The organism is Vibrio sinus, assembly GCF_023634645.1.
Taxonomy (GTDB): domain Bacteria; phylum Pseudomonadota; class Gammaproteobacteria; order Enterobacterales; family Vibrionaceae; genus Vibrio; species Vibrio sinus.
This window is the reverse complement of the sequence record NZ_JAMKMR010000012.1, coordinates 137,065-155,801: the sequence shown is the minus strand read 5'-3', so window position 1 is coordinate 155,801 and position 18,737 is coordinate 137,065. Positions and strand designations below refer to the sequence as shown.

At 45.5% G+C, this 18,737-nt stretch carries 16 protein-coding genes; 4 read left to right on the top strand and 12 right to left on the bottom strand.

Features of this window, described 5'->3' with window-relative positions; genetic code table 11:
* Positions 1 to 93 precede the first annotated feature (93 nt).
* Positions 94 to 612: an Hcp family type VI secretion system effector gene (locus M9194_RS13885; protein WP_250613275.1), complete on the bottom strand. Its 519-nt coding sequence runs from the start codon at positions 610 to 612 to the stop codon at positions 94 to 96.
* Positions 613 to 957: 345 nt separating this feature from the next.
* Positions 958 to 1,398, bottom strand: a complete 441-nt coding sequence (locus tag M9194_RS13880) for an Lrp/AsnC family transcriptional regulator (protein ID WP_250613274.1) — start codon at positions 1,396 to 1,398, stop codon at positions 958 to 960.
* A 112-nt stretch (positions 1,399 to 1,510) separates the two neighbouring features.
* Here M9194_RS13880 and M9194_RS13875 point away from each other — a divergent pair, with 112 nt between their 5' ends.
* The 3 genes from M9194_RS13875 to fghA all read left to right on the top strand — a co-directional run bounded on the left by M9194_RS13875 (position 1,511) and on the right by fghA (position 4,279).
* Complete coding sequence (locus tag M9194_RS13875) at positions 1,511 to 2,095, top strand: LysE family translocator (RefSeq protein WP_250613273.1); 585 nt, start codon at positions 1,511 to 1,513, stop codon at positions 2,093 to 2,095.
* A 133-nt stretch (positions 2,096 to 2,228) separates the two neighbouring features.
* Positions 2,229 to 3,377, top strand: a complete 1,149-nt coding sequence (locus M9194_RS13870) for an S-(hydroxymethyl)glutathione dehydrogenase/class III alcohol dehydrogenase (protein ID WP_250613272.1) — start codon at positions 2,229 to 2,231, stop codon at positions 3,375 to 3,377.
* A 62-nt stretch (positions 3,378 to 3,439) separates the two neighbouring features.
* Positions 3,440 to 4,279 (top strand): S-formylglutathione hydrolase, encoded by an 840-nt coding sequence (fghA, locus tag M9194_RS13865; protein WP_250613271.1) that lies wholly within the window; start codon positions 3,440 to 3,442, stop codon positions 4,277 to 4,279.
* A 60-nt stretch (positions 4,280 to 4,339) separates the two neighbouring features.
* On the opposite strand, the gene M9194_RS13860 is transcribed toward fghA, so the two are convergent.
* Positions 4,340 to 5,242 carry a LysR family transcriptional regulator gene (locus tag M9194_RS13860; RefSeq protein ID WP_250613270.1) on the bottom strand — a complete coding sequence of 301 codons (903 nt, stop codon included), beginning with the start codon at positions 5,240 to 5,242 and terminating at the stop codon, positions 4,340 to 4,342.
* Between the two features lie 151 nt (positions 5,243 to 5,393).
* Here M9194_RS13860 and M9194_RS13855 point away from each other — a divergent pair, with 151 nt between their 5' ends.
* Positions 5,394 to 6,113, top strand: coding sequence for an SDR family oxidoreductase (locus M9194_RS13855; protein ID WP_250613269.1), 720 nt, complete (start codon positions 5,394 to 5,396; stop codon positions 6,111 to 6,113).
* A 43-nt stretch (positions 6,114 to 6,156) separates the two neighbouring features.
* Here M9194_RS13855 and M9194_RS13850 read toward each other — a convergent pair whose 3' ends face one another.
* From M9194_RS13850 to M9194_RS13810, 9 genes are read right to left on the bottom strand one after another with little or no spacing between them, the layout of a single operon-like run.
* The gene (locus tag M9194_RS13850) at positions 6,157 to 6,399 is read right to left on the bottom strand and encodes a hypothetical protein (protein WP_250613268.1); all 243 of its coding nucleotides are present in this window, start codon (positions 6,397 to 6,399) and stop codon (positions 6,157 to 6,159) included.
* An 11-nt stretch (positions 6,400 to 6,410) separates the two neighbouring features.
* Complete coding sequence (locus M9194_RS13845; protein WP_250613267.1) at positions 6,411 to 9,947, bottom strand: type VI secretion protein IcmF/TssM N-terminal domain-containing protein; 3,537 nt, start codon at positions 9,945 to 9,947, stop codon at positions 6,411 to 6,413.
* Between the two features lie 13 nt (positions 9,948 to 9,960).
* On the bottom strand, positions 9,961 to 10,701 hold the full coding sequence (locus M9194_RS13840) for a DotU family type IV/VI secretion system protein (protein ID WP_250613266.1): 741 nt from the start codon (positions 10,699 to 10,701) through the stop codon (positions 9,961 to 9,963).
* Positions 10,702 to 10,703: 2 nt separating this feature from the next.
* Entirely contained in the window at positions 10,704 to 12,071 is a 1,368-nt protein-coding gene (gene tssK, locus M9194_RS13835; protein WP_250613265.1) for a type VI secretion system baseplate subunit TssK, read from the bottom strand.
* Positions 12,068 to 12,724, bottom strand: coding sequence for a type VI secretion system lipoprotein TssJ (gene tssJ, locus M9194_RS13830; RefSeq protein ID WP_250613264.1), 657 nt, complete (start codon positions 12,722 to 12,724; stop codon positions 12,068 to 12,070). The genes tssK and tssJ overlap by 4 nt, the downstream gene beginning before the upstream one ends.
* A gap of 9 nt (positions 12,725 to 12,733) precedes the next feature.
* Positions 12,734 to 13,138, bottom strand: coding sequence for a PAAR-like domain-containing protein (locus tag M9194_RS13825; RefSeq protein ID WP_250613263.1), 405 nt, complete (start codon positions 13,136 to 13,138; stop codon positions 12,734 to 12,736).
* Positions 13,139 to 13,195: 57 nt separating this feature from the next.
* Positions 13,196 to 13,855 (bottom strand): DUF3540 domain-containing protein, encoded by a 660-nt coding sequence (locus M9194_RS13820; protein ID WP_250613262.1) that lies wholly within the window; start codon positions 13,853 to 13,855, stop codon positions 13,196 to 13,198.
* The gene (locus tag M9194_RS13815; RefSeq protein ID WP_250613261.1) at positions 13,852 to 14,964 is read right to left on the bottom strand and encodes a pentapeptide repeat-containing protein; all 1,113 of its coding nucleotides are present in this window, start codon (positions 14,962 to 14,964) and stop codon (positions 13,852 to 13,854) included. The genes M9194_RS13820 and M9194_RS13815 overlap by 4 nt, the downstream gene beginning before the upstream one ends.
* Complete coding sequence (locus M9194_RS13810; RefSeq protein ID WP_250613260.1) at positions 14,951 to 18,616, bottom strand: DUF2169 family type VI secretion system accessory protein; 3,666 nt, start codon at positions 18,614 to 18,616, stop codon at positions 14,951 to 14,953. Before M9194_RS13810 ends, M9194_RS13815 begins: the two co-directional genes overlap by 14 nt.
* Positions 18,617 to 18,737 lie beyond the last annotated feature (121 nt).

Genomic DNA, 18,737 nt, shown 5'->3' with positions numbered 1-18,737 from the left:
GGCCATACTGACGGTTTCTTATGCTAATAGGTATGTGTGCAAATTTGCGCCCAAGTCAATGACTTGAGCGCAAGTGAGTCAATAATGACTTAATTAAGCTTCAAGTGGAGAGCGCCAGTCATCTGCGCCCGATGTGCCAGAGATAGTGTGATCCCAGTTGATTTTACGGTAAGCCAAAGACACTTCAATCAGCTGAGTGAAGTTGCTGTTCGCTTCATCTTGGCAGTGAGGCATATGCATGTTGATATCAACGATAGTCGCGTCTTCCAGTGTGGTTGTGAAGTAGTGCTCTTGCTTACCTTCCACAGAAGTACGGTACCATTTCAATGTCACTTTTGGCAGTGCTTCACCCGATGCCAATGCGTTGTACATTAACGGTACGGCTTTGTTCAATGCGACAGTAAATTTGAAAGGCTTATGAACGCGCTGGCCCGCAGGTTGGCCAGATTGAGGATCCGTTGGTACCGTTACCACGTGCTTGAATTCTTGTACCAGCATTTCGTCTTCATGACCTTCAGTATAAATGTTGCCTACTGAGTCAGCAGTGAATGCACCTGCAGTGATGTTGCCTTGGGTTTGACCTTGGATAGAGATATAACAAGGAGTTGGCATTTTTTATTATCCTTTTTTATTGTTCGTCTATTGACACGAATGATTGATACAAATGCGATAAATCGCCCGTTTTATTAGGCAATCTGCATGCCAACTTATAACTCACCTTTAAAAATTTTAACTAATTGAATTTTATCAATATTTTCAAGCTAATAATCAAGTGTATAAATAATAATCGAGCAATATCTTGCCCAAATCGAGCAATATCTTGCCCAGCGAGCAAAAAATTGCCCGATTGTTTCCAATATGTAAATAGTTAATAGGTTGATTTAAAAGTGGTTGGTTATGACTTACTGTCTAAAAAATCGATGTTGGACCAAATGTCTTCTCGAGCATCGATAATTCTCATCTTTCATCTTTAGGCGAGTCCATTACTACCATGGTTGAGATCGATTTGACTCTTTCACACTCACCCAGTACATCTGAGTGAAAACGTTTGTATGCTGCTAAGCTTGCGGATTCGACACGCAACAAGTATTCGTTCGCACCCGTGATGTTGTGACATTCCACTACCTCCTTTTCAAAACGAACGTGTTCTTCAAAATCAAGCTGGGCCTGTTTGGTATGGCTATTTAAACCAATCGATACGTAGGCAACAAAACCAATGCCGAGCTGCTCTTTGTCGAATACTGCCCGATAACCCTGAATTACCTTCTTTTTCTCAAGATCTTGAACACGACGTAGCGTTGCAGATGGGGATAATCCTATTGCTTGAGCAAGCTCTACATTGGAGATCCTGCCGTCATTTTTAAGCTCGTGCAATATTTTGTTGTCAAATTTATCCATATTGAAATTTTATTGCTCACATTTATTTCTTTCATGCAATAAAAGCACAAAATTGTTCACGGTTCCAATTAATATTTACTGACAAGTTCAACAACATCATTGAGGTATTACCATGGAATTGAGTCAATTAGGGGCACTTGCGCTGTTTGCTTTCGCCACCACATTCTCCCCCGGCCCAAACAACATTATGTTGATGACATCTGGGGCAAACGTGGGCTTTGTTAGAACCATCCCACATATGTTAGGTGTGGTGCTGGGGTTTGCGTTTATGGTGCTATTGGTTGGCGTTGGGTTGACCAGCGTGTTTCACACCTACCCTGTCATTCATCAGGTACTCAAGGTACTCAGCCTCATCTACTTATTATACTTGGCGTACAAAATTGCCATGAGTAAACCCGATAATAGTCAAGCAGATTATCGTCCTCTCAGTTTTCTCGGTGCCGTCTGTTTTCAATGGGTGAATCCCAAGGGCTGGGCAATGGCGTTAACCGCAGTGAGTGTCTACAACTACAGTGCGTCACTGATTGGGCTTATCATCATTGCTGGTGTGTTTTGTTTAGTCAATCTTCCCAACGTTGGCTTTTGGACAGTCGCAGGGAAAAAGCTGCAATTTTGGTTAAACAGCCCCAAACGGGTACGCCACTTTAATTGGCTGATGGCCGGATTACTGGTCGCGTCCACCCTCCCCATGATGTAACCATCGCAAGGCAGATCCTCTGCCTTGATTTTATTCTTCTCAACCTGCGATATTTCACTTCAATACAAACCAATCAAAGATATACTTAACGCCACATGGCAAAAATCAGCCTAAAAACAATAAGGAAAGACAAATGGCATTAGAACTTAAACCCGGGCAAACGTCTATCAAATCAAAAGCCGCCGTCGCTTGGGCCGCAGGTGAACCGTTAAAAATGGAAGAAGTGGATGTGCAGCTTCCAAAGGCAGGTGAAGTGTTGGTTCGCATCGTTGCATCGGGTGTCTGCCACACCGATGCATTTACCCTTTCCGGTGAGGACCCAGAAGGTATTTTTCCATCCATTTTAGGCCACGAAGGCGGCGGTATCGTCGAAATGATCGGTGAAGGGGTAACCAGTGTTTCGGTTGGTGATCATGTTATTCCTCTTTATACCGCGGAATGTGGCGAATGTAAGTTTTGTACCTCCGGTAAAACCAACTTGTGCCAAGCGGTAAGAGCCACGCAAGGTAAAGGTTTAATGCCTGATGGCACTTCACGCTTTTCCATTAATGGTGAAACTATCTATCACTACATGGGATGTTCAACCTTTTCTGAATATACCGTACTGCCTGAAATTTCACTGGCGAAAGTCAACAAAGACGCTCCGCTGGAAGAAGTCTGCCTACTTGGCTGCGGCGTCACCACTGGCATGGGCGCGGTATTAAACACGGCTAAAGTAGAAAAAGGCGACACCGTTGCTATTTTCGGTTTAGGCGGCATTGGACTGTCTGCCATTATTGGCGCGAGAATGGCAGGTGCAAGCCGCATTATCGGTGTTGATATCAATGAAAGTAAGTTCGATCTAGCCAAACAACTTGGCGCAACGGATCTCATCAATCCAAAGCAAATAAACCAACCCATTCAGGATTATATTGTCTCACTCACCGATGGCGGTGTAGATTACTCTTTCGAATGCATCGGCAATGTGAATGTCATGAGGCAAGCTCTAGAATGCTGCCATAAAGGCTGGGGGGAGTCGGTCATCATTGGTGTTGCTGGCGCAGGACAAGAGATCTCTACCCGACCATTCCAACTAGTTACTGGCCGTGTGTGGCGTGGCACCGCTTTTGGTGGCGTTAAAGGACGCAGTGAACTGCCGGGTATTGTTGAGAGATATTTGGCCGGAGAGTTTGGCTTACAAGAATTTATTACCCACACCATGGGGTTAGATGAAGTCAATACGGCATTTGATTTAATGCACGAAGGCAAAAGTATTCGCTCTGTTGTCCACATGGACAAATAATTCATTACTTACTCCCTTACGCTGAGTGGTATCGACCACTCAGCTTTTGAAAAGGATACTCTATGACCGTCAATGAAGTAAGCCAAAATAAAGTGTTTGGCGGCTGGCACAAGCAATTTTCTCATGCCTCGAGCAGCCTAAAATGTGAAATGCGCTTTGCGGTTTTTCTTCCTCATAATGCCACCGAAAGCCACCCTGTTCCCGCGGTTTACTGGCTTTCTGGGCTCACCTGTACCGATGAAAACTTCATGCAAAAAGCGGGGGCGTTTCGCAAAGCTTCTGAGCTAGGCATCGCCATTATCGCACCAGATACCAGCCCTAGAGGCGAGTTGGTCGAAGACTGTAATGACTATGACCTTGGCCAAGGGGCAGGCTTTTATGTCAATGCGACACAAAAGCCTTGGTCTGACAATTATCATATGTATGACTATGTCGTTCACGAACTGCCAACCCTCATCGAGAAGCACTTTCCTATCTCGAGTGTGAAGTCCATCGCAGGCCATAGTATGGGCGGACATGGTGCCATGATGATTGGCCTAAAAAACCCTGACAACTATCGTTCTATTTCAGCGTTTAGCCCGATTTGCCATCCATCTGAAGTGCCATGGGGGCAAAAAGCCTTTACGGCTTATTTGGGCAACAACCCGGAGGCTTGGGCGGAATATGATAGCGTAGAGTTACTTAAAGCTTCACGTTCAGCGCTGCCTATTTTGGTCGATCAAGGTGACAAAGATTGCTTTCTGACCGAACAGCTCAAACCTGACAGTTTAATTGAAGCTGCCCATGTGCATCAGTCTGAAGTAGAAGTGCGTATTCAATATGGTTATGACCATAGCTACTACTTTATATCTAGCTATATTGACGAGCACTTACAGTTTCACTCCAAGCATTTATTTGCTTAGCCCTCTGCCGAGGTGCTAGGTCGTTGACCATTGGCTCCTCGGCTTTACCCATCTGTATTGTCACCCTTCTATATTGTCGTTCATCCATTGTTTAGTGAACTCAATAAAGGCGCGTAGCCTTTGAGGTTGGTATCTGTCTTTATGATAAATCGCGGAAAAATCTACACTGGGTATCGTCCAATCGTGAAAAACTGGCACTAACTTCCCTTGCTCAATTTCTCTTCGGCAATAGAGATAAGGCGTACGAATAATACCACTGCCATTTAATGCCCCTTTCACCAAGACATGGCCGTTCTTACACTGTAAATGCCCGGCCACCTGAACATCCGTGCTCTCTGAGGTGGATTGATGGATAAAACTCCACCGAGTAACGGAGCCTGTTAAGCACAAATGTTGCTGCAGATCTTTTGGTGAAGCTGGATAACCATGCTTGGTTAGATACTCAGGGCTTGCCCATGTGCCCATCTCAATATTCATGACTTTTCTTGCTATAAAGCTCGCATCTTGTAATTCACCCATTCGAAACGCGATATCAAAATCTTCATCAATCAAATCGACACGGTGGCTACTGAAGTCCAATTGGATAGTCACTTCTGGATATTGCTTACCAAATTCTAATGCGATTTGTGCAATCAGCTCCTCCCCCAAATAACCTCCAACGCTGTTGATTTTAATATGTCCGCGTACCTCATTAACATCATCGACCGTGGCCAGTATTGCTTGATTGATTTGATTTAAGGCCAGTTCACATTGTTTAAAGAACTGCCTCCCCGCTTCGGTCAGCTTGAGTGTCCTTGTGGTGCGAATTAATAAAGTCGCACCAACTTGAGATTCTAATTGGCTCACCTGCCTAGAAACATGAGAGCGAGACACCGCTAATGCCTCTGCCGCTTTGGTAAAATTGCCCAGTTGGGCAATCAATACAAATGTTCTGATGTCCGCTAAGTTCACTTGATTGATCATGAATAGGTCCTACATACAAATCTTATTATTGTTATATAGCAACAGTGTTTTAACTTAATGACTATATATCAACAATGCATCATAACCTAATATAGCCGCATCGCTGGAAATCACCCAGACTTTCAGACAAAGACAGATTGAGGAATCAAAAATGAAAAAGTTAATTGTAATTACAGGTGCAAGTTCAGGTATTGGTGAAGCTATCGCGCAAAGACTCAGTGCAGAAGGCCATCCATTATTGCTGCTCGCACGCCGTGTTGAGCGCCTGGAAAAACTAAACTTACCTAATACGCTATGTAAGCGAGTAGACGTAACAGAAAGAGAAAGCTTTGAGTCTGCGATTAAAGAAGCAGAGGCGCTATATGGACCAGCAGATGGTCTAGTCAACAACGCTGGTGTGATGTTGCTAGGTCAAATTGACAGCCAAGATGCATCAGAATGGAAACGCATGTTTGATGTGAATGTACTTGGTTTGCTCAACGGCATGCAATCCGTGCTAACACCAATGATAGAGAGAAATCACGGCACTATCATTAACATCAGCTCAATTGCAGGCAAGAAGACGTTCCCAAATCACGCTGCGTATTGCGGCACTAAGTTTGCTGTGCACGCCATCTCTGAGAACGTTCGTGAAGAAGTGGCCAGCTCGAATGTGCGTGTCACCACAATCGCACCAGGCGCGGTTGAGACCGAGCTTCTGTCTCATACTACGTCTGATCAAATAAAAGATGGCTATAACGATTGGAAAGAAGACATGGGTGGTGTACTCGCCGCTGACGATGTTGCAAGAGCGGTTGTCTACGCTTACCAACAACCACAAAACGTGTGTATTCGTGAAATTGCTTTAGCGCCAACTAAGCAACAGCCTTAAGAATGGAAGGCGGTGTCGAAACACCGCCTAGCTACAGCCTCTGTTACGGATTGCTAGAGTAGTTAATTGATTGTGAAGGCGCATCAATAATATGCGCCTTTTCTAGCTGTAACGTAATGTACTCACGCAGGTGTGATGTTTCACCAGCAACACTCAGTGACACAGTCACCACAAGTACACTGGCGATTAACCACACTGCAAACAAAAATAACGGCAATCTTCTCCCTTGCCATTGAGACTCGCTCGACGAGCCGGGTACGTTTCCCATCGGATTGATATTCGACATAATCTTCATCCTCACAACGACACTATTTTTAGCGGCACTTTAAACTTATCTTGCGTTTTGAGCGCTACTATCGGCAAATTGCCTTGGAATCGGTACTGAATTCTCAGCCACGACACATGATTTTGTTCTAAGATTTGCTGACTGATTGGAAAGTCTTTCGGCACAAAGGTCACCGCGCCGTTTCTAAATTGAGTCAAGAAATCTTGGAAACCATTAGCACCTGCATATGTCTTGTTAAGCTCAAAGCCATTAAAACGTATGGTTAACTTGGTTTGCCCACAACTCGCTGGCTTCCAGTCAAACAATTGGCTTTGCGCGTAGTTGTAGTTCATCAGTTGCTGCTGTTTATCAGAGCATGACAACACGAGCTCTGATTCGTACGGATGATTATCCGCATCCGGGTTGACCCCCATTGGCATCGCTTCTACCGTGACTTTATAGTCGTCTTTGAGATCTTGTTTTAAGTACTCGCTTTGGTCGATAAAAGAGAAGAAACCTCGTGCAAACGGCAGGTGTACCCCCATAAAGGAAGCTGGTGTCCAACCTTGCGCGCCCATCTTGATGAAACCTTTCCCGGGGCCATGGATAAAGTTGTTAAGCAGGCCATTAGGTGAGAATAGTTTCCGCTTTCTCTCTTGATTAGATAGGTATTGCAATGGGCCATACACTTGAGCCTCCCAATCCGATTGGAGTTGATTGGCGGCCAGTTGTATACCCGTTTGCAACATAAACTCGAACGCATCGGAATAAATGGCACCACCGTTCGCATACGCGCCATTAGAGTGAAGCAGCTGCTTTAATCGATTTGCCGTATTCGAAGCTTTGAGTTCAGGTGAACCTGAGTTCGGGCTAACAAATAGCGCACTGATGCTTTGGAATGCCGTCGACTGATTACTGATATGATCTAAGATTTGGCTCAGAGCATCTTGGTAATTCGCGTACAAACTCAGCCCTTTGCTCAATTTTTGATTAAACGCGGGATCATCGCTAGAAAGCTTCGATGCGTTATCATCAAGCAACTGGCTGCCTTTGCTCAGCAAACCTTTCTTCTCTTTACCATTCCAGAACTTGGTTTCAATGGCTTGGGATAAAAACAAGCTCTGCCACGTACTTGAGCTAACCGCATCTCCTAGCCCTTTGAGCTCTCTCAATGTGGTTTTTTGCACCTGACTAAATGGATTGTTCTGGTAAGGCATCTGATTGGCTATCTGAACCCTATCTGCGATACTCAACCCTTTTGCAGAACTTGGGAACTGCTGATAGAACTGCAGCCAGCGAGACACATATTGTCTAATGTACTCATTCTTATAGCGCTCTATTTGCGCAGTCACCGTCGCGTTACCGCTGTCTTGCAACTGGGTTAAGAAGTTATCGACAAACTTTTTCCCGGCTAGGGTAAATGAACCTGGCACTGAAATATCGCTGCCATTGAGACCAGCTTGCCAAAAGCTTGCGGCGGTAACACTTTGCACTTGGCTTGAGTTTTCTATCCACTGATTAAGCCAAGTAGACAGTGGGTGGCGAATGAGCGCTAGCTGCAAATTGTGCTGGCTTTGCGACAAGAGCTGTTTAAGCGCGGAGCTATCTTTATTCCAATTCACATAATCGATAAACATCTGCTGCGAGTCCATTTGGCTAACAAAGGCCAATGGATTAAAAGAATAGCCACTGTTGTCTGTATGCCCTTGCAGAGGCAGTAAGGCATTATTGCTCATGCCAAGTTTTGCTTGGATACGACTTATTCGCCAGGCCAGGTAATCAATACCGTTGCCTGCGCTATTCATTGATGGCTGCCCTTCGCCAGTGATTTGTTGATACAAAGGGGGATCAATATCCTGCAATAAATAGTCTTGATATGCCTTAACGTACTCGTGTTTGGCAAGATTTAAACCTTTACCAATCCATAGATCCAAACCAAGTTTAGACAACAGTTGATGGCTTCTCTCCGAACGATGGATAGCGACCTGTAAGTTTTGCAGCGTCTCCTTTTGTTGCTCGATTTGTTCATAGGTGGGAGTGGCATCCAATTGACCAGATAGGGCTCGCACTCTCTGCATATTTTGGGTCAACATGACATAGCTTTCATGGGTTTGAATGTAATCTAAGCTCATACCTCCCACGGCAAAAAACATGATAAGGAGTAGCAAGGTGACGGATAAATTACCCGTCCATTTTCTCCATTGCATGAATGGATGGCTAAATTCATACGCGTGACGATCGCCCGGTAGCCAACGGGAAAACAGCTCATTTAAAAACAAGCCTTTTAAGTGGGCTTTGTTGCCTTCAGATTCATCAGATAACGCGCTGTTATTACCACTAGAGATAACAACGGGCTGAGCGCCCTCAATGATTGTCGTTGGCGCATGGTGAGAAGCCAATACAGCATGCTCATCGCTTTTTGCTGCCAGTGATGGAATCACGGTAGGCAGCGGCGTAGCCTTAGACAACGCAGAGCTTAAACTTAGGCCTCGGAAGTAAATGGATTCATGATAAGGCGTTTCGCCAAAAGCGCTGTCGACATAGTTCACCAAAGCATCGCGCAGATTTTCGATCTCACGAGCAAGCAATAACGTATGCGCGGGCAGTGGGGATAAGCCTTGCAATTGCTCAAGTTGATGGGTTAAGAGTTGGTCGCTAATGTGAGTGAGCGCTTTAGACACCATTTGTTGTGGTGAGAGGTATTTATTGTCATTCATGCAGCCAAATAACGCTTCACGCTTTGACATTTCAAGCTCGTTGGCAAAATCTTCAAAACCGTATATTTGGTCGCATTTGGTGAGCATCAAATAGACCGGAATCTGCGCGCCCATCACTTTCATCAAGGTGTCGAGCTTTAACCTAAGCTGGCGACCTTTGTTCTGCAGAGCATTGGCATCCAAATTGAGAAGGTCGGACACACTCAAGCTGACTAATAACCCATTTAACGGCTCACGGCGTCTTGCTTGCGCCAACAAAGTAAGCAAATGCTTCCACTCAGCTTCAGAGTGCCCATCTCCGTCACTGAGATACTTACCTGCCGTATCGAGAAAAATACCTTGTTCGAAAAACCACCAATCGCAGTGAGCGGTAGAGTGCCCAGAAGGTTCTTTTAAAGGGGAAAGCACACTACTTAATCCACAATTTTCCAGTATCGTTGATTTGCCTGATGCCTCTTCACCGATGACTAGATACCAAGGTAGTACATAAAATGGGTGTCCTTGGCGTTTAAGCTTAGAGGACTTAAGCTGCGCGAGCGCTTTAGTCCAACGCGCTTCTAATTCCCTGCAACGCTGACGCATCGCCCACTGGCTAGTTTCGATTGCGTCTTTGTCGTGCTTAACAACATGCTCGACAAATTTGCGTTCTTTGTAGCGTAGAATATAGCGGCGAAGCAGATAAATGGCGCAGACTATCGCTGCGATGCCAGATAAAATAACCGCACCCGCCCACCATGGCCAATGTTCATACTCGACCCAAAAAAACACCGCTGCACTGACAGCAGCAACAAGTACGAGCAGTAAAATAAGCTTTAACGTGGTCCAAAGCCATTTTCTTTTAGAGCCTGACATAGTCGTTTTACCTTTAACCAATCCAACCCATTAGCTGGGCATTGAGTAGTGTTTGATACAAAAAATACACGCTAGTGGTTAGCCCTAAAGCAACCACAATAAGGCCGAGCCTAAATGGGTCAATCAGACGCCATGCAGGGCTTCTTCTCATCATTTTTTGTATTGGCGTCGGTTTCGCCGCTTCATGTTCGAAGGGCAATATTGATTTTTCGGCAAGCAGTTTTTCGCTAAGGCTTCGTCGTATTCTTTGTAGATCGCTATTGTGAAAGTGGGCATATTTGCCACAAAAACCCATTCCTAGGCAAAATGCATACACAGACAACAGTTGGGTCTGGTTTTCGTTTTTTGTCGCACCGCTATGATGGTTGAGCCTTTCGAAAAACTCCTCCCCGCCGATGTGAGTTTGAAAAAAATGCCATTGCCACGGGTGCCATACGCCTTGAGATGAGATCGGCGAGCTTAAAATCGCTTCATCTACCCAGACATATACTGCAAACCTAGCCTCATCCACCAATTGCTTTGCTAACCCAAGTTGGAATATCGCGGACTCTGCATCCAGTCGTAACGTTTCCAAGGTGTGTTTCCAACTGGGTTCTAGGGCCGGCTCTTGGTGAGATTCGGCGAAAGGCAACGAAGCTGAAGTGCTGTTTAGTGTTACATTAGATTGAGAGCTCACGTCAAGTTTGCTTGGGTCCATTTCTGTCAACTGCCTGACGGCAGCCATTAATGGTTGAAAACATTCTAGTAGTGTCATGGTTACCCCCGAGTGATAAAGAGTTGCATGTTGGCATGTTCTGGGGCGATCCCACCCACTCCCAAACTTTGGCTTTCTACGACTTGCCTCCATAGTGGCGAGCGGCAATCTAGCTCGCAATAAATGCCATCCTCTGCACGCGGCAATCCAGCTGGTGTCTCGTGCTGGACAATTAAAGGAATGCCAGACACCGCTCTTGCCATCAAATTTGGCAATTGAACACTGGCACAGACCTTTATTCGACTCGCCAGCTCGATATATTGACTTGGGCTGAACCCTTCCAGCCACAACCAATAACGATATTCACCACTCAACGCTCTTTCTGGCAATTGGGTATGCCAAGCGCCATGTTGCGGCTCAAAGCGTAGCGCGTATTCCGGCCCAACAACGATACTATGCAGCATTTGCGTTAACTGCTGTTGGCAGCATTCAAACACGCTAAATAGCTCGAGATGATCGTAAGACGGCCAGCGATCTAAGCCAGGCTCCCCAACGACACTAAAATCGGTGACAAAACTGCTTAGCTCCGCCAAGATTTCACTCAGTGTTTTCCACGCCTCCCATGGTGAAAGGACGGGCGATTCCACCAAACATTGAATTTGGCATGCGCATCGATTCAAGGAGCGCATGGCCAGCGTTAACGTGACATCACCGTCGCCCGATGCCATTCGTTTTGCCGATGTTGGCTTTTTGAACCTTTCGAGCTGCTTGGCTCTGGACACAAGTTGATCAAGAATGTCGCGAATTAAACTGCGCATCTGCGACCACTTGTGTAAGTTGGTGACGGGAGGTAAAAAACGCTCACTGAGAAAGATTCTCTGCCCATCTCGCTCTAATCGAGCAATCGGAATCAAATGGTAGTCACCTGCCACATCGAGTTCATTTTCCCAAAATACCTTGATGACATACTGCAACGGCTTCACTTGACCTGGTGCGCCTTCTCCGTAGTAATCCACCACTTCTTGAGGGTTAGACAGTGCCGCATAACGGCTGCTGACTTCGCCCATTTCAGACGCATTGTGAACCTCAGTCACGTTATGCCCATTGGCTTGCCAATGTTTTAGCCCTATGTAAACAGGAAAGGATTTGCCCGTTTCAACCCAATCTTCTTCAAATTGGCGGCTCGCGATCACTGTATTTTCATGCAGCTGGCATAAACTGCCATCTGGAAATAGCACCTCGCACTTTTGAATAACAAATTGTTTGTCAGATAGTGCCGTCTCTCGGATATCGAGCGATACCACTCCCCAAGGGTAATTTTGAGTTAACGACCGAGTTTGGCTTAACTGCCATTGATGAAACTGGCTTTCTAGTTGGAAGTGCTGAGGCTGCAACAGCAGTCCTTGGTGCCAATATAGAGGTTGAGTCATGCCTTGGTTTCCTCTGTGGAAGTGGTATTTTCCTTAGCTTGTGTTTTCTTTGCATCGCTTGGAACCGCCTTCCCTTCGAAACCTGTTTCAATCAACTGTCGGCCTAAGATAAACTGCATCGATAAATTACCCGGTGTGTACCAATTGGTTTTCCATATAAAGCCCTTGGTTTGTTTGTTGATAGGGATGTTGAAGCTTCTCGAGACTTCATCGCTGGTTGGGTTAGCATAGCCTGCAATCAAGCCAACGGATTTCACCCCCTGATACCTTGCAAAGTCGAAAGTTTTAGACTCTCCTGGTTGGACAAACAACCTTTGGCTGTACACCACTTGCTGGTCAAAACTATTACATTGCAACAATTTGGCGATACCAGCTGGGCTTTTCTTTAGATCGTCAAAGCTTGATTTGCTCTTAAGTTGATACAAGCAAAGCATCAGTGCATGTGATTGACCGTTGTAATAGTTCAGCTGCGGATCGGCTTTTAATGCCAGCTTAATCGCGTCAGGTTGCCAATCCCAATGGATCTGGCTGGGATCTTTGACGGGGACCTGGGAGATATTCCCTGCTTGTTGCGGATCTGACGAACATCCGGCAAGCAACAATGAAAATATCACTCCTAGACCTATAATCACTTGGTGACGACGAATAAGCATGTCTCACTCCTATTTTGCTTTAAATACTTTTATCTGAGCAGGTACGAGATCTGAGCCTGCGGCATTAGGACTCATACCATTTTGTGCAGTGGGATCGCACAGACCGGTGGCGGGACCATTTCCCATCATCACGCTAGTGCTTCCCATGATGTTTCTACAAGGGCCATTAATCATGCCAGATGCCACGCCTACGCCCATTCCGGTCGTAACGCTACACATTCTTTCCGACATCATATTGGTTGCAGGTGCACCATCAATGAGCACTTTTAGCACCGTTGTCCCTGGGTTATTGTTGGTACCCGGCGCCATATTCACACAAGGCATCGGAACTGGGCCTGCTGGCGTGGGCGTGTTGATCATATCGGGCACGGCTTGGCCAAGGCCACCACCTGCTGTATTTAATGGACCTGGCATACGTCTCCTCCTCGACTTTTTGTGGTTATTGCTCTTGTTGATCTGTTCATTTTCGATCTAACCTAAATGGATTTTTTCACCGTCAAGGTGCAAGTTTTTCTTTGCATGGTGGACACTGTTTTGTGCCTGCACAAGGTAGTCTTTTTCAATAAAATGACGGCTAGATTGGGTTTGTTTTTCTTCATGACCCGTGATTTTCTTGGTCTGGCTGTCAAAGCGTTGGAAAACTCGCTCTGCGACTTGCTCTATCTGCTTACCTACCCAGCTAAGTTTCTCAATATGGAAGAAACTTTTTAAACCAGTAAAGTGAGACTGGTGCGCATTCACAACCGCTTCACGCACGTCCACTGTGACCTGTTCGGAGTTCAGTTCGGTTTTATTTGTGCTGTTTAAGCTCAAGTTAACTTCGGAGTTCAATAACATATTACCCGCAGCATGCAATTCTAAATCACCGGGGACTTGCAATTGATAACACGTATCTGGCTCTGCTCTTTCAAGGACCGATAAGATAAAGGCTTCCGACTCGTTGCCGCTCCACAAAACACGGTCACCAATATTGGGTTTAAGCAAACAACTTGCTGCCACTCGGGCACCAACCAGCCCTTGTTCACTTTTGATTTGAAAACCTTCAGATAACTCATTCACGATGCAACCCGTGCGCATTTGCCATGCATCGTGACTTTCAAGCCTATGGGTTAAAGTTTTTGTTGCCATCATAACGTTACTCTCTTGTCAGGTTCGTTAAGTGCTTGTTCTATTTCTTGTTGTATTTGACTCGGAATACGCCAGCTTTCTGCTTTTGCTCTAGCTTCATCATCCCAGCTTGCCCCTACCTTGATGCTCCCTTTCCAGTTAGCATCTTGGTGACAGGTCTTATGAAAAATACAGCGATTAAAATTTGCCAATGTTAAATCAGCGTGTGATAGATCGGCGTGAGAAAAGTCCGCTTGCTCACACGAGCTGCGGTGAAAACGTGCCCGGCGCGCATCCATATTCGGCATCTGTGCCTGTGTTAAGCTCGATTGAGATAAGTCGACATCCACAAGTATCGCCCCTTCGAAATTGGCGTGATTTAACCAAGCTTGGGACAAGTTCGCACCTCGAAGATTGGCGCGAGTAAATGCACAATGATTGCCATTTACCTTAGATAAGTTGGCACCTATCAAGCTGGTATCCATAAAGTAGCTTTTTTCTAATGTACAGGCTGTTAAATTTTGCTTATCCAAAACACATTTGTTCATCTGCATCGAGGACAAGGTGACGCCTTCCATGAAGCAACTGGATAGATCGCACTCAGACATATAGCTTTTGGTCAGTACCGCATTGCGAAAATCCACCTTGTCAAAATTCACGCCATCAAATGCTATCTTTTCGATATGTAATTTAGACATATCACAATAACGTAAATCGCTATCTTTGATGATGGTCCCTTGTAGGTTGGCACCTTTAAAGGTGGCCTGTTCAAAATGGCACTCTTGCGCTATTGAGCTCGACCATACAGAAAAATAAAGTGCAGCCCCCGTCAAATTGCACTCTGAAATCAGCCCGTTATCCATGGTAGTTTTCGCTAAATTGGCGGCGGTTAAATCGCATTTGATTAGCATAACGTGAGCCAAATTGGCTCCTTGCAAGTTTGCGCCTGTTAGGGTGCAACTCTCAAACATAGCCTGGGTCAAATTTGTATCGGATAGATTAACGTCAGACAAATTGCAGCGCAGGAAGCGCGTCTCCGTTAGGTCAAGATTGCTCATATTGCAGCCCGACAAATCACGGTCTTCAATAAATGCATATTCTCTAATAAGCCGCTTAAACTCATTTCTGTTCATCGTACAACTCCAGCTTGTGACTCAATATGGTCGCATCAACATTCATGTCTTGAGTATTGGTGTTGCCAAGCTCCATTTTTCTAAAGTCAGCGTTGTAAAAATTGCCTAGCCAAAGGTTGGCGTGCTGAAATTTGCTACGAAACAGGGTTGCCCGCATGCCATTGACAGCTTTGAGCGAAGCAGACTGAAAATCACAACGGGTGAGTTGGCTGCGATTAAAATTCGCACCGTCAAATTTCGCATAGTGTGCTTGGATAGAATCCATATAAGAGCGATTAAAATTGCTGCCTCGAAAGTCTGCGTGTTCCATGACGGCATCTTTGACACAGCAATTGGAGAAGTCTGCAAACCTACCTTTGGCTTGCGTTAAATCTGCCGGACCGAAGCGTACGCCGTTTAACTCGCAATGGTCCCACTGTGTGCTTTGTCCTTTGATTCCCCAGAAGATGGTATTACTGCCTTTACTCTGCCTAAGATCGGAATTGTGCATCGCAGCATCATTGAATACGGCCTGACTGAGCCGCGCTTGAGTGATATTGGCTCCCGTTAAATCCGCTTCGATAAATACGCCATGGCTCAATTGAGCGAGGTGAAGATTAGCTTGAACCAAGCAGACTTGATTGGCCATGGTGCTGGTCCAGACTGACTCTGATAAATCAGCTTGAGCAAGGTTGCTTTCAACCATAGTCGCATGAGAAAAATTAGCGTGTTGTCCACTGGATTTCACAAAACTGGTTTTGGTTAAAATGGCATGTTCAAAATTAGCCTGAGATACATTTGCTTCGGTGAAATCTGCTTCATTGGCAACCGCGTCTTTGAATTGGCAATTCGATAAATTACAACGGCTTAAATTTGTCTTACTCAGTATCGCTTCAGTGAAGTTCGCGCCAGAAAGGTCAATACCAGACAAATCCAATTCAGAGAGGTTTCTCTTTTCAAATGATAAACCTGAAGCATAGCGTAAAATGACCTGTTCCCGAGTGAGCTCTTGGTAGTCTCGCTCTTCTTCTGTATCAAGCTTACCCACTAAATCTTTGGCTTTTTCTTTTAACGGTTCCAACTCGGTCATCATCGACATCATTTTCTCTTCAAATTTGTCGAACTCGTCTTTAGATATCGCTTTTTCCACGGGAACGTCGTTCCTATCGGATGCTTTCTTCAGTTGCGCTTTAATGTCGGTAAACCGTTTTTGCAATTCGGCTTTGTCATCGGTATCTAGCGTTGGCTTTTGCTTGAATTTGGCTTTCGACTCAGCGAATTGGCTTTTCACTTGATCGATATATTTACCGTAGCTATCACTATTACGCTGAGTTTTCATGTGATTGGCAAAATTATCCAAGGCTTGGTCCATCTTGTATCCGACCGGGTCTTCATGCTCCAACGGGTTAAAGCCAAAAGCATCGACCGCTTTTTTATCGACGTGGTTTTTCATCTGACTGAAGATTTGTTTTGGTGCCACATCTTTTTCTCTCGCCTCAAGCTTCATGGCTTGGTGGTGGCATAAATGCTTATAGAGGTCAGGCGAAAGATTTTCATTGATCCACTCAAGAGGCTCAATGTCTTGTTGGTGAAATTGGATAATCTCTATATCTCGTGGGTAATAAAGTGGTTGTAGCTGTTCAAAGCGTGCACGCCATTCATCTAAGTTGGTATTGCTGGCGCACGCTAAATAAACGTATTTCGATTCAATGAGCTTAGCTTCGACTTCAGGCTCTACAAGGTCATCGACTTGCGCCAAATACACGATATCAACATAGTCTGCTAATGCCTGCGCCAATAGCCAGGACGACACAAGATCCGTCACAATAAGCTGCGCGGGTGCCTCTATGCCGGAATGCCACCCTAGTGGTTCAGAGCCTGGTACAAGATAGTCTTCACCTGCTGTGTATAGGTCATCAGGGCGAATAGTGATCGATTTAATTTCACCCTCTTGATGCTGCATAAACACCCAACCAGGCCCGATGGATGTGACTTCATCAGAAGGCTCTAATGCCCAATGTTCAGGGACAAACTCCACCGCTTCTGGTAACCAACCCAACAAATACATTTGAAAATACAACTCTCGAAAACCCAGAGCTTCTAGCTGCTGTTTTTGTTGTTCGAACTTGTTTAACGTCAGGTATTGATTGGCAAGGTAAACCAATGACGAAGCTTGATCTTGCCATGTATGCTTGAGTTCAAATTGGCGGCCTAGCTTGCTAAGATCGTCTTCCATCGCCAACTTTTGGCCCATTGCCTGCTGCGGAACTTGAGGCAGCTTATCTTTGACATTAGCTACCTTGGTTTTAACCTCAGACAAAGATTGAATGTTGTCCGCTAGCTTCTGTTTGACCCCAGCTAACTCTTTTTGCCCTTTTGCAACGCTCGCTTTTACCTCCGGATTCACCGGGTTTTTCTCTAAGCTCTTTTCCATTTCAGCCAGCGAAGCGATACGATCATCAAGCTGATTCATCATCATTTCGTTGCTTTTCGCCATGCTGCTTTGTGGGGTTGGAATACTGCCGCTGACCTGCTTCATTCGAAACTGCATGTACTTAGGCGCATCTTCCATCAACTTTTCCGCTTTCGATATATCTGCCTTAGCCTCTTCTAATGGCGACATATCAATCCCTATTTGCTCCGCAATGTATTCCGTTGTCTGCGCTCTATCAAACAACTCAGCGTAGTATTCAATCGATTTAGGGCGACTACCGTAAGGCTCTTCAGACAATAATACTTCCTGAACATCCAGACCTTCTTCATCATCGACGGGCGCGCTACCATGAAAAAGTAGTATGCCAGTACTGGTTTCTGGAAACATCCAAAAGGTATCACACGTCAGGGCGACTTCACTGACAACGAAATGTTGCTCTACTGTCCTACGTAAAAACGCACGGGGTTGGAAATAAGGAATGGTGCCTTGAATGGTCACAAACTCTGGGTGCAGATTCACCAGCGCGTAGGGCTCACCACCTTGGAAATAACCTTGAATCCTTTGGTCTTCCGGCGCAACGTTATAAAATAGCGGGTTAAAGTCGCTGGGAAAATGAGGCCACGCTGTGTTTTGCCAGTGCTCGTCATAGGTCCCCATCAGCTTTTGTCTTTTCGGTTGCATCACATCTATAGGCATGAAGCCTGCTGGACGCGGCTTAGCACTCCACTCAGACTGAGACTCTCCTGGATAGTAAATTCCCGCATGTAATAGACCATCCGCACTCTGTGCTTTTGCTGGTGGTGCGATGCCACTGGGGTTCATCTCAAGCCCATCACCACGCACCGCGTAGTTCCAGTTGAGCGGCATGCGCAAAAACGGCTCTGGGTGGCTAAGACTTAACCCGTACTTTGATTGTTGCCAGTATCTTTGCCCTAGTACATCGAGAGATTTATGTTGCTCTCCCACCTGAGCAGAGACTCGGACCGCTGTCCGAGCCGATTCTCCAGCGTAAGCCGAACCACAAACTAGCCACTCTCCCTGTTGTTTTAGCATGCCCATATCCAATGGCACTTCACCTAACAGCCCCATGCTTCTTTGCCAGAGCTCTTGCTCAGTTAGTCGCTTGTTGGGATCAGCAAGATCAAAGCCATAAATGGCCGTAATCGCTTGTCTTGGCTTTCCAGCGATAACAAAGGTGTGGGTTAATATCCCTTGGTTGAGGGATTTGATGGCGCGCATTGTTTCTCCAAACTAAACAGGGTGTTACATACAGAATTTCGTACTGTACGTAATGTATATGAACAATTTATTACTTATTATTTCTTATACAAGTTATGTTAAATCAATAGGTTAAAAGGCA